9 protein-coding genes are annotated in these 12,426 nt (G+C 43.3%); 5 read left to right on the top strand and 4 right to left on the bottom strand.

Annotated features, from left to right (window positions below):
• The 4 genes from F6K38_RS10855 to F6K38_RS10840 form a co-directional block, all read right to left on the bottom strand.
• On the bottom strand, window positions 1-956 hold a 956-nt coding region (locus tag F6K38_RS10855; RefSeq protein WP_287356594.1), incomplete at its 3' end, for a hypothetical protein.
• Window positions 929-2,197 (bottom strand): tetratricopeptide repeat protein, encoded by a 1,269-nt coding sequence (locus F6K38_RS10850; protein WP_287356592.1) that lies wholly within the window; start codon window positions 2,195-2,197, stop codon window positions 929-931. The genes F6K38_RS10855 and F6K38_RS10850, both read right to left, overlap by 28 nt.
• Window positions 2,198-2,536: 339 nt before the next feature.
• The gene (locus F6K38_RS10845) at window positions 2,537-2,695 is read right to left on the bottom strand and encodes a hypothetical protein (RefSeq protein WP_154659947.1); all 159 of its coding nucleotides are present in this window, start codon (window positions 2,693-2,695) and stop codon (window positions 2,537-2,539) included.
• A gap of 146 nt (window positions 2,696-2,841) precedes the next feature.
• A complete protein-coding gene (locus F6K38_RS10840; RefSeq protein WP_287252323.1) occupies window positions 2,842-3,054 on the bottom strand; it encodes a hypothetical protein in 213 nt (70 codons plus the stop codon).
• Between the two features lie 988 nt (window positions 3,055-4,042).
• Here F6K38_RS10840 and bicA point away from each other — a divergent pair.
• The 5 genes from bicA (at window position 4,043) to F6K38_RS10815 (ending at window position 12,417) form a co-directional block, all read left to right on the top strand.
• A complete protein-coding gene (bicA, locus tag F6K38_RS10835) occupies window positions 4,043-5,746 on the top strand; it encodes a bicarbonate transporter BicA (protein WP_287356590.1) in 1,704 nt (567 codons plus the stop codon).
• A gap of 753 nt (window positions 5,747-6,499) precedes the next feature.
• Entirely contained in the window at window positions 6,500-7,879 is a 1,380-nt protein-coding gene (locus F6K38_RS10830; RefSeq protein WP_044492734.1) for an AAA-like domain-containing protein, read from the top strand.
• A gap of 63 nt (window positions 7,880-7,942) precedes the next feature.
• Window positions 7,943-11,491 carry a WD40 domain-containing protein gene (locus F6K38_RS10825; RefSeq protein WP_008182660.1) on the top strand — a complete coding sequence of 1,183 codons (3,549 nt, stop codon included), beginning with the start codon at window positions 7,943-7,945 and terminating at the stop codon, window positions 11,489-11,491.
• A gap of 171 nt (window positions 11,492-11,662) precedes the next feature.
• A complete protein-coding gene (locus tag F6K38_RS10820) occupies window positions 11,663-11,842 on the top strand; it encodes a hypothetical protein (RefSeq protein WP_008182657.1) in 180 nt (59 codons plus the stop codon).
• A 128-nt stretch (window positions 11,843-11,970) separates the two neighbouring features.
• On the top strand, window positions 11,971-12,417 hold the full coding sequence (locus F6K38_RS10815; RefSeq protein WP_008182654.1) for a hypothetical protein: 447 nt from the start codon (window positions 11,971-11,973) through the stop codon (window positions 12,415-12,417).
• Window positions 12,418-12,426: the final 9 nt, after the last annotated feature.

Below are 12,426 nucleotides of genomic sequence, written 5' to 3'. Positions count from 1 at the left end.
ACTAAACTCTTTTGTATTTCCGCTTGACTGTTTAAATCTGATGCTGCTTTAGCCAGTTCTAAACCTTTGAGGTAACGCTCCTTTGCCAGTCGATTTAACCCCACTTGTGTGTAGGTATTCCCTAGCAGTTGATAGGTTGCTACCAAAGTATTCCCATCTTTGATGCTTTGTTCGAGGATATCAATCGCATCATATTTCAAATCTTCGCTGAGGTAAAAATGGGCTATGGCTAAGGTTTTTGCTTCTTCACTTAACTGTTTTTGCTGGAGTTCCTCTACTTCTTTTAATAGGGTGGTAGCTTTCTTTTCATCAAGTACCCGAAAACCAAATACCCCTTCCTCTATAGAACGTTGACCGTTGTCAGTCTCAACAATTAACCAATAATAACCAGGTGGTAGAGGTTGTTCCCCTGAATAAAGAATTTCTGTCTCCCTACTGTGGGTTTTCCAGTCTAGATCTAATCCTTGTCCACGAATCCTAACAGAGTAACTTTCTGCACCTTCAACCTGATGCCAGCGTAGGGTGGGTCGGTTGTCGAGTAAGGATGTGTTCCTCGGACTTAATAGATAAGGAATGTTTTGATTATTTGCTGCCCTAGTAGGAGGGGTATCATCCTCTGAGTGAATTATTCTATTATCTCTGGTGGCAGGACAGCCTTCATTAACGGTGGAAGTTCTTCCCGGTTCAGGTTTCCAGGTTGTCCAGTTGGAACACAGCACTTCAACCGTAGCATTTGAGCCTACCAACAGCTGATAATCCCCCCTGAGTACAGAACCAATAGAAGCTGGTTGAAAATTTGACCAATTGGGCTTCTGGAATTTGACTTCACCTGGAGGACCCAAGGCGATAATTAGGTTAAACCTTGGTATTTGAGGCAGGGCAGGTTTGATGAAAGTAACTGCCACACCTAGCCCCAGTGCAAAGGCAATTAAGGTTTTCGATTGTTTTGACCACATGATTGATTGTCCTCCTTTAATTTTTTATGAGCTAAGCCCAGCCACAGATCCTCATCAGGATTAGCACTTGAGCCGAATTGACAACATTTTTGCCACTGGTTCAGGGCTTTGGTTTTCTGGTTTTGTCCTTGATAAACCTGAGCTAATAAGCAGTGGGCTGAACCGCGATTAGAGATTCGTTTACTACCTTCTTGACTACTTCCTAGAGAAACAGCACCCAGGATAAATTTCTCCGCTTCATACCAGCGCTGTTGCTTAAGCCTTGCCCAACCCAAGTTTTTCATCAGGTCGTATTTAACTTTGATACTGGCTTGCTCAGCCTTGGCTAAACCTTTTAAGAGTAGGGGTATAGCTAAAGATGGTTTGTTGTTCAGAATATGCAAGCGACCTAAGTTGTTATAGGCTTTGACAAAACCGCCTTTTACGGCGAATTGGTATTGAGTTCTGGCTTTATCAAACTGTTGTAAATCTTCGTAAACAAAAGCTAAGTTGTAGTGAGCTTTGACATTATCAGGATTAAGGGCTAACGCTTGCTGATAGTGGGCTTCAGCACTGGCTAGTTGACCTTGGTTATACTTTTCAAAACCTCTTTTATTGGAGAAATTAGAAAAATTGGGCAGATAAAAGTGAAAACCTAGTAAGATTACCAGTAATAACTCCGTCGCCCCGAGCTGGGCTTCCGCATGAAAATGCTTGGGAATACCCAGTCGGATTAATAATTTATCAAATCCTTCTTGTCCGGTTTCCGTTAGTTCGCTGATCCCTTGTAATACGGTCAAAAGACTGGGAAAAGCAATTGCTACTGCTCCCGCAAATCCAGTGCCTGCTATCAAAAAACGAGGCAGAAGGTCGATTAACAAGCCAAGATTCGCCGTCCAGCCAGCAATGCTCAATCCTCGCCATAACCAATCCCACCATTGCCAGCGGGCAAGCTCCGCTTCTGTTTCTAAATGCCACCACCAAGCTGTGTCTCGGGGTTCCAAACTAGTTCGCCAGCTGGCAAAATCAATAACTTTGCTGATCTGCCAAGCATTTTGTTTGAGGCGCACATCCAAGGCAACAAGCTTTTTTTGTTGGTGATAAGAAGGGTAAACTTGTGCCTGACCAACAGCCTGAACAAAATCCCTAGCATTTAAAACCACGATAATTTGCTTTTCAGACATCGGTGATGCTGAATCTTCAAGGTGTTCAAGGGCTATTTCGTAAGTCTTGAGAGCCTCATCTAAGGGAGGATTAGTCATTTACTTTGTGGGTCAAAGAAGCAAAAATTAAACTTAATTGTTATTGCAGCTTATATAGTTATATAGTTGATTTTATAGATTTGTACTACTAAGCTCGAAAAGCTTGACTGTAAGCATTCAGCAGTCAGCCGTCAGCCGTCAGCCAAGGGCATCAGCTGATACGCGACACGCTGATAGCTGATAGCTGATTACCTGATCTAGGGGTAATTGCAGCTGGCTCACATTTTTTTGTTCCCGCTTTTTATTGTAGGGCGCAGGCTAAGTAATAACAACCGTTAACATAGACGTTACACTTCCCACCCTCCCCACACTCCCGACTCCCTCGGTGCCCTTGACCCATTAAGAATTAAATTCGCCACGGGTCGCACCGCTCCCGACTCCCGACTCCCGACTCCCTAAAAAAAAATCGGTCAAGTTTGGGTTAACCCCAATCCTTGACCGAATCTGTACTTGAAGGTTCCACAAGTACAGCTCAAAATGGATAATTTCAGATCTCAATTATGGCATGATTCCCGAGTTAGTCAGCAACTGCTGAAAAGCAATAACATTCCAACTCATTTTGCTTCATGTTGCTTCATCCTCCTTCACCAAACATCCTTCACAATTCCTGATTTGCCAGGGGGCAACCCTGGCAAACTCCTATCTTAATCTACGTAAAAGTATCGAATCAAAAAGGTCATAACCTCACCAGGATTTCCCGTAGGCTCCGGAGTGCTCCACTCGTCCGGCTCCGCATACTTAAGGGAATAAATGGCATTAATTGTATTCCGAACCTTTTCAGGAGAACCGATCAAAAAGAGCTTGGCTTTCTTGGGTAAGGCACCTTGGTTGTCGGAAGGAGGAAAATTGTTACTCATCTGAAATTATCTCTTGAGTTTGTTGACACTATTAATTTATCAATAAATCAATATATTGTCAAGGGATTTTAGAAATTTTTTTTTATTAGGAAATCGGGAATCGGGAATCGGGAATCGGGAATCGGGAATAGTAATAAAATTACTCGTAGGGTGGGCAGTGTTTCAGAGCGATAATATTAGCTTATAATCGGTATTTTAAGCACTGCCCACCGACATCAAATCAACTATATTACTCGTAGGGTGGGCAGTGGTTTAGACGGATAAATCAGTTTTTAATCGGTTTTCAACACTGCCCACCTATATTAATCGTAGGGTGGGCAGTGGTTTAGACGGATAAATCAGTTTTTAATCGGTTTTCAACACTGCCCACCGACATCAAATCAACTATAAAATAGAATTTATTTGTCTAGATTTTTAATAAAATTACTGGTCTGGTGGGCAGTGCATAATAACAATTGAAAAGCTGACAATCCTGTTGGTATCCACTGCCCACCCTACATCTACATATACTGATCTGGTGGGCAGTGCCTAATACCAATTCAAAACCTCACAATCCTGTTGGTAGGCACTGCCCACCCTACATCTACATATACTGATCTGGTGGGCAGTGCTTCAGACCAATGCAAAACCTGACAATGCTTTTGGTAAGCACTGCCCACCCTACATCTCTCCCCATCTCCCCATCTCCCCCATCTCCCCCATCTCCCCATCTCCCTATCTCCCCATCTCCCTATCTCCCCATCTCCCTATCTCCCCTGGCCATAAAGCAAATCGATAATTGCCATGAGTTTTTCTTAAGTTAAGGTACTTATTAATAAATTATTAATATTAAGTTAACGGCTTATGTTTCTGGGGCTTGTGCCTTTACCATAGAGTAAAGTAAATGATTTTAGTAAAATACTTCAATAAATATAATGGATGTATTTGCAGTACAGTAAAAAGTAATTACCTACATGTAATGTAACAATTACCTACATCTAATTTAACTGTGCAACTAACTAACCAAATTCACTTTCGTAACATTAGGGGGGATATTTTTGGTGGACTAACCGCCGCCGTTATCGCCCTCCCCATGGCTCTTACCTTCGGTGTCGCCTCCGGTGCTGGAGCAGAAGCTGGTTTGTGGGGTGCTGTATTAATTGGCTTTTTTGCTGCGGTATTTGGAGGTACTCCCACCCTAATTTCTGAACCCACTGGCCCCATGACAGTGGTGATGACAGCGGTAATTGCTAACCTTACGGCTGCTAATCCAGAAAACGGCATGGCTATGGCTTTTACCGTGGTCATGTTAGCCGGAATTTTTCAAATTCTGTTTGGTTTTCTGCGCCTAGGCAAATACATTACTTTGATGCCCTACACCGTCATTTCCGGTTTTATGTCGGGTATTGGAATCATACTAATTATTTTGCAAACGGCTCCTTTTTTGGGTCAAGGTAGCCCTAAGGGTGGCGTCATTGGCACAGTTACTAGTTTGCCCACACTGATAGCAAACATCAACCCGGTTGAAACTGTTTTAGCTGTTTTGACCGTAGCAATTATTGTTTTAATGCCCCGCAAATGGAAACGCATCTTACCACCCCAGTTGCTAGCATTAATTCTGGGAACAGTTTTGTCTTTGGTATTTTTCTCTGGGGTAGATATTCGCCGTATTGGGGAAATTGCTGTTGGTTTGCCTAGTTTGCGTCTACCGGTGTTTAGCACTGAACAGTTACAGTTAATGGTGGTTGATGCTTTGGTGCTAGCTACATTGGGCTGCATTGATGCATTACTAACCTCCCTGGTTGCTGATAGTTTAACCCGTACCGAACATGATTCTAACAAAGAGTTAATGGGCCAGGGTTTAGGTAATTTAGTATCCGGTTTATTTGGCGGTATTCCTGGAGCTGGCGCAACCATGGGAACTGTGGTTAATATCCAATCCGGGGGTAGGAGTGCCCTTTCTGGAATCGCCCGTGCTTTAGCATTACTAGTAGTTGTGCTTTGGGCCGCCCCCCTCACCAAAACGATTCCCCTTGCTGTTTTGGCTGGTATCGCCCTCAAGGTAGGTATTGATATTATTGACTGGGGTTTCCTCAAGCGTGCCCATAAAATTTCTTGGAAAGCATCCCTGATTATGTACGGGGTGATTTTACTGACTGTTTTTGTTGACTTGATTGTGGCGGTGGGAGTAGGAGTATTTATTGCCAATATCCTCACCATTGAGCGTCTTAGTGCTCATAGAGCAGACAGTGTTAAGGCGATTACCTATGACGATGAGGAAATTCAGCTTTCCCAGGAGGAAAAAGTACTATTGGATCAAGGTGACGGTCGTATTGTACTCTTTCATCTCAGTGGACCGATGATTTTTGGGGTTGCAAAAGCAATTTCCCGTCAACACAATGCCATTGAAGGTTTTGATGTGCTGATTCTGGATTTCAGTGATGTACCTATTTTAGGTGTTACCGCTTCCCTAGCTTTGGAAAATGCCATTCAAGAAGCCTTAGATAAAGGTCGTGAAGTATTTATTGTAGGGGCAACAGGCAAAACCAGAAAGCGGTTACAAACCTTGGATATCTGGCAGCAGATTCCACCCCAAAACCTAGAAGTTAGTCGTTTAGAAGCACTGCGGTTGTCTCGTACCATGGTGAATAACTATCAAAATTATGCACCAAGTCAGGGAAAAGCTAATTTTGATTTGTCAGCTGATATATAAGTTTTATTTAAGAGCCGTAGGGTGGGCAGTGCCTAATACCAATTTAAAAGCTGACAATCCTTTTGGTACGCACTGCCCACCCTACATCTACTTCTAGATTTTTAATAAGCCTCCCAGATCCGCTGTTCCCTTTGCTATATAGCATAGAAGCGTTGAATGTTTAAAACGTTCAACGCTTCTGACTTTTTGATACCTTTTGATAGTTGTTGAGTTAAAAAAAATTAAATTAATTTAAACTAACTTAAAATCTCGACGTCTTGCATAAATAGCCAACAACAGGGTGATAAGTACTATAACTACATCGCAAAAACGTAAGCATTCAGCCATCAGCTATCAGCCGTAGGGTGGGCAGTGGATCAGACCAATTGAAAAGCTGACAATCGTTTTGCTAGCCACTGCCCACCCTACCTCTATCAGTGAGCCGTAGTGAGCCGTAGGGTGGGCAGTGGATCAGACCAATTGAAAAGCTGACAATCGTTTTGCTAGCCACTGCCCACCCTACCTCTATCAGTGAGCCGTAGTGAGCCGTAGGGTGGGCAGTGGATCAGACCAATTGAAAAGCTGACAATCGTTTTGCTAAGCACTGCCCACCCTACCTCAACTTTTGCTTCTTGCCTTGCCCGTAGCGCTATATCAGTTTCTCCAAAAATCTGGAATGCTGGGGCTGTAGTTGGTAGCTAAGTATACATCTACAAAATTGTTAGTTACATGATTGCTCAAGCATTTGATGAGTTTTACCCCTCCCATCCAGTTATGAGTGTAGTCTCTGGAGTAGACTCAGAATCAGAGTTAGCTTGGATACAAGCAAAAGAGTCTGCTGATCAAGTTGTCTTCAAAAATACAGGCAAACATCTCAGTGACATTGAAACCACAGTACTTCAGGGTTCCTGGGAAGGGAAAACCTATGATCAGATCGCCAATATGTATGGCTACAGTGCTGAGTATCTTAACAAAGATATCGGCAACAAATTATGGAATAAGCTCTCAGAAGCATTAGGAGAAAGGGTTACCAAAAAGAGTTTCAAACAAGCACTGAAAAGAGCATGGAAAAAGTGTCAAGGTAGATCACTTAGCACCAATGGAGAGCAGCAAGCATCTGAGCCCCTAACAAAGCTACCATTTCCGTCGGGTTGGGTGGCGCTGGATTCACCTCTTTATGTGGAGCGAGACAGCATCGAATCTCTCGGTTACGATACGGTGATTATGCCTGGTTCCCTGATTCGGATTAAAGCACCAAAGCTAATGGGAAAAACCTCCTTAATGATGAGGATTCTAGCTCATGCTCAATCCCAGGATTGTCAAACGGTGTATTTAGATTTGAGCAGTGTAGACCGAGCAATTTTAACCGATTTAGATAAATTCCTCCGCTGGCTCTGTTTGAAAGTTGGTCGGCAGTTAAAGTTAGAAAATCAATTAAATGATTATTGGGATACAGAAATTTTGGGTAGTAATGATAACTGCACAGTCTATTTTGAGGAGTATTTACTGGCAGAAATAGATTGTCCCCTAGTCTTAGCATTGGATGAAGTCGATCGAGTTTTTCCCTACCCCGAAGTGATAGAAGACTTTTTAGGGATGCTGCGCAGCTGGCATGAAAAAGCCAAGATTTCAGATATCTGGAAGCAACTGCGGCTAGTGATAGCACATTCTACAGAAGTTTATATTCCCTTAGACTTAAATCAATCTCCCTTTAACGCCGGAATTCCAGTGGAGTTGCGAGAGTTTGACCAACAGCAGGTAAAAAATTTGGCTCAGCTCCATGGACTAAATTGGAATGATACCCAGATAGAAAAATTAATGACAATGGGATCTGGTCATCCCTATCTGGTACGGTTGGCGATGTATGAAATTGGCTCTGGCAAGGTAACATTCCAGCAGTTGTGGCAAGATGCACCCACAGAAGCAGGTATTTATAGCAACCATTTGCGGCGACATTTAGAAACACTGCAACAATCACCAGAGTTGCTTCAGGCCCTCAAGAAAGTTGTCACCTCATCTGAGCCAGTGGAACTCAATCCGATCGAGATTTACAAACTACACAGTATGGGCTTGGTAGAGCGACAGGGTAACTATGTTGTGCCTCGCTGCAATTTGTACCGGGAATATTTCTACCAAGTTCTAGCTTTTAGGTAAGCATCTGCGCTACGCGCACGCTGCGCGAACAGCTGTCAGCTATCAGCTAATGAAACAGCAAACATGACAGAAGCAAAATCAAACTCTAACTATCAAGTTGGTGGCAGTCTCCCAGTTAATGCCACCAGCTACGTAACGCGACAAGCCGACGAAGACTTTTACCAAAGCTTGAAAGCGGGTCAGTTTTGTTATGTACTCAACTCGCGACAGATGGGTAAATCCAGCTTGCGGGTGCGGACAATGAAAAGGCTGCAAGCAGAAGGAATCCTCTGTGGTTTTATTGACCTGACCGGGATTGGCAAAGAGGATGTAACCCCAGAAAAGTGGTATGCTGGGATTGTCAATTCTATCGTGAGTAGTTGCCAGCTCAGCAAACAATTTAAATGGCGCAGCTGGTGGCGGGAGCAGCGGGATTTGCTTTCCCCTGTGCAACGGTTGAATCTATTCATTGAGGAAGTGCTGCTGGTTCTGGTTGAGCACAAAATTGTCATTTTCGTCGATGAAATTGACCGAGTTCTGAGCCAGAATTTTTCCGTAGATGATTTTTTTGCTCTGATTCGATTCTTCTACAATCAACGAGTAGATAATCTCGCCTACCAACGGCTCACATTTGCCCTGTTAGGGGTGGCAACTCCTAGTGATTTAATTACTGATAAAACTCAAACCCCCTTTAATATTGGTAAGGCGATTGAACTGCGTGGATTTGAACTCCCCGAAACACAGCCATTAGCTCAAGGATTAGAGGGTAAGGTAGATAATCCCCAAGCAGTGGTTCAGGAACTATTGAACTGGACAGGAGGGCAACCATTTCTGACCCAAAAGTTATGTCAGCTGGTGGCTCAAAGTACCAACAGTAGGAGTATTCTCAGTTCCCAATCCATTGAGCAGATCGTTCAAAGGCGCATCATTGAAAATTGGGAAGCCCAGGACGAACCAGAGCATTTGCGAACTATACGCGATCGCATTCTCCGTAACCAGCAGCGTGTTGGTCAGCTTTTGGGAGTATATCAGCAAATTTTACAGCAAGGAGAAATTGTTGCTGATGGCAGTTCCGAGCAAACCGAGTTGCGACTGTCGGGGTTAGTGGTTCAGCAGCAGGGACAATTAAAAGGTTACAACCGTATTTATCAGCATATTTTTAATAGAGAGTGGGTTGAGAAACAATTAGAGAAACTGCGCCCCTACTCTGAAGACTTCAAGGCTTGGGTGAAGTCTGATTATCAGGATGAATCCCGCTTACTGCAAGGTCAAGCCCTGCAAGATGCCCTAGGCTGGGCAGAACGCCAAAATTTGAGTCCCCTTGATTATCGTTTCCTCGCTGCTTCTCAGGATTTCGAGAAACGAGAAGTAGAAGCTAGTTTAGCGGTTAAAGCAGAAGAAAGTCGCATCTTAGCTAAAGCCAATGATACTTTAACGTTAGCCCAAAAGAAAGCCAAGAAAACAATAGGTATTGGGGGAGCAATTTTAGCAATTTCTTTAGTAGCAGCAGGAATTGCCGGATTACAATTGGGGAAAGCAAGACGCGATCGCTTAGAAGCACAAGTGTTACTAACCAGTGCCAAAGCCCAAATTTCCCTAGTATCAAGCCCTCTAGATGGGCTAATTGAAGCGATCAAAGCAGGACAACAATTAAAAGAGTTACAACAATTCCATAAATTAGCTCCAGTTACTAAACCAGCACAAGCACAGGTTATAGATACCTTGCGACAAGCAATCACAAAGGTAAAAGCATATAATCGCTGGGAAGCCCATAATGGTCCAATTTCCATGGTCAGTTGGAGTCCCGATGGTCAACTACTGGTTTCTGGAGGGGGAGATACACTGGTCAAACTTTGGAATTCCCAAGGTCAATTAATGCATACTCTTAGGGGTCATAGCGAACAGATCGTCAATGTCCAGTTTAGCCCCGATGGAAAATTAGTTGCTTCTGGCAGTAAAGACGGTACGGTCAAATTATGGAACGTAGCAACGGGAAGCTTAGCTAAAACCATCCTTGCCCACAATAACACCTGGGTTAGGGGTCTTAGTTTTAGTCCCGATAGTAAACTGCTTGCTTCCTCTGATTCTAGGGGTTGGGTTAAGTTTTGGGATGTAGAAACAAAAGCCCTAGTAACCAGTATTCGGGCTCATAATTCCTGGGTTACCTCGGTGAAATTTAGTCCTGATGGAACCATACTAGCTTCCACGAATTCAGATAACACCATTAAGCTTTGGAATGTAGAAGATGGTAGCTTAATTAGAACCCTAACAGGTCATCAGTCTGGTGTCAGAAACGTTGATTTTAATGCGGATGGTAAAACCCTTGCCTCTAGCAGTGAGGACACTACGATCAAACTCTGGAATCTAGAAGATGGCACAGAAATCACTACTCTTAAGGGACACAAAGGAACAACTTGGGGAGTAAATTTCAGTCGAGATGGTAAGCTGCTAGTCTCTTGTGCTGATGATGGTACAATCAAACTTTGGAATCTGGAAAACTTGGAGGCAGAACCCCAAACGTTTGTTGGTCCACAAGGTCGTGTTACCACCGTAAGTTTCCACCCTAATAATCAAAAAATACTTGTTTCTGGTAGCTACCCTAGTACAATCACTCTCTGGAATATAGATGGCCTTGAACCCAAACGTTTTGGTTTTGGTAGCACCAAAGTATGGGGAGTAACTATTAGTCCTGATAATCAATTACTAGCTTCGGGTCACGATGACCATAGGATAAAACTGTGGAACACCTCAGATGGCAGTTTAAACAAAACCCTAACAGGTCATACCGACGATGTCTGGCGAGTTAAATTCAGTGCCGATGGTAAGCTTCTTGCTTCTGCCAGTTTAGACAATACGGTAAAGCTTTGGGATGTTGACAATGGTAAAGAAATATACACGTTGACTGGTCATACTAGTAATGTCAGAAGTATTACCTTTCGCTCCGATGGTAGGATTTTAGCTTCCGGTAGTGACGACAGAACCATCAAACTCTGGCGCGTGCAAGATGGGGAATTATTGCGAACGTTTAAAGGTCATCTTCATTCCATTCGGGATTTGAGTTTCACCCCCGATGGTCAAAATATTGCCACTGCTAGTTTTGATGGTCGCATCCTATTTTGGCAAGTAGAAGATGGTAGGATGGTCAAAGTTTTTGATAATATTGACAGTTGGTTAGCCACTATCAGTATTAGTCCCAATGGCAAATTGTTAGCTTCTGGGGGTGGCTATAGGGGAATTAAGCTGTGGAATAACTCAGATGGTACTATCGTTAAGGAACTTCCCGGTCATGGCATTTGGATCAGAAGTTTGCGTTTCAGCCCCAATGGCAAATTGCTGGCTTCTGGTAGTTTTGACCGCACAGTAAAACTTTGGCGTGTGGAAGATGGTTCTTTATTGAGAATTCTAGAAGGTCATCTTGGTCGGGTAGAGGATGTTAGTTTTAGCGCAGATGGAAAACTCCTGGCTTCTGCTAGTAGGGATGGCACAGTCAAGCTTTGGAACCTAGATTTAGAATTAGATGATTTGATGCAACTAGGTTGTGAGTGGCTGGGGGATTATCTGGCGATTCATCCCGAACAAGAGGAAATACGCGAGATTTGCAACCATCCTAGGCAGGGAGATAGGGATAGCTAAATTGATGTCCCGAGACCTGATTTAAGCTGACTTTTTACTATAAATTATTATCCGCAAGATTTTTATCAGGTGTTGAAATACCTGATTTTTTCCTATGGTCAATAGTTTGAGGGCAACGCCATACTGAATGAGTAAGTAATTGCAGTGAAAGCAAACAGGAGTATTTCCATCATGAAACGCAACACAAAAAATACTAATCCATCTAGCCAAAAGTCACAAAAAACTGAACAAATTTTGCAGAAAATTCCTGAAAAATTACTAGCAAATATTAGTGGTGGTAACAACAATTTACCGAGCAATAATCCTAGCAATCCAGGTGACAGGCCTGATGGTCAGATTGGTAGTTTGTAATTCCCAAATCTTACCAATTACTGATTGCTCAATATTTCCCAAGATCTACATGACTTAGGCAACCCAGAATTTCCTAAGTAGTAACTCAACTTTTTCGACCAATTAATCACTTATCAAGGTAACCAAAAATGCCACAACAAATTATCTATGCACTTCAGTTCTCTGGGCAAGCTGTCCCCCAGAACGATCAAGGAACAGTTCTCAAAGCTACAACCCACGCACCCAGTTCCAAGATCACATCTGTCGTTAAGCAAGGTGTTGATGCACAGATCCAGACTGTGGAAGGAGGTGTTGCACAATTCTCTTCCACAGTGGAGTTTCTCACTGACAACACTTTCACCGAGAGTGGAACGATTACCTTCGGTCAGGGAAATAGCCTCAGATTTGGAACAGTGGGTCAGGGAGCTATTGGCCCTAGCCCAGAGGAAGGGGTGAGTCATGGAGTCGTGAGTTGGCGTCTTATGAAGGGAACTGGTGTGTTTGAAAACGCTAGGGGCTTTATTACTTCTAACTTTACCGTCGGTGCAGAGGGAGAAGTTACTGACAACCAGTTTGGTGTCATCTACTTGATGTGACCCTAAACC

Source organism: Moorena sp. SIO3B2 (genome assembly GCF_010692525.1).
GTDB classification, from domain to species: domain Bacteria; phylum Cyanobacteriota; class Cyanobacteriia; order Cyanobacteriales; family Coleofasciculaceae; genus Moorena; species Moorena producens.
This window is presented reverse-complemented; position numbering and strand designations above follow the sequence as displayed.

Coding starts and splice junctions, on each gene's coding strand:
- F6K38_RS10815 (WP_008182654.1), top strand. CDS start 11,971: ATGCCACAACAAATTATCTATGCACTTCAGTTCTCTGGGCAAGCTGTC.
- F6K38_RS10820 (WP_008182657.1), top strand. CDS start 11,663: ATGAAACGCAACACAAAAAATACTAATCCATCTAGCCAAAAGTCACAA.
- F6K38_RS10850 (WP_287356592.1), bottom strand. CDS start 2,197: ATGACTAATCCTCCCTTAGATGAGGCTCTCAAGACTTACGAAATAGCC.
- F6K38_RS10830 (WP_044492734.1), top strand. CDS start 6,500: ATGAGTGTAGTCTCTGGAGTAGACTCAGAATCAGAGTTAGCTTGGATA.
- F6K38_RS10840 (WP_287252323.1), bottom strand. CDS start 3,054: ATGAGTAACAATTTTCCTCCTTCCGACAACCAAGGTGCCTTACCCAAG.
- F6K38_RS10825 (WP_008182660.1), top strand. CDS start 7,943: ATGACAGAAGCAAAATCAAACTCTAACTATCAAGTTGGTGGCAGTCTC.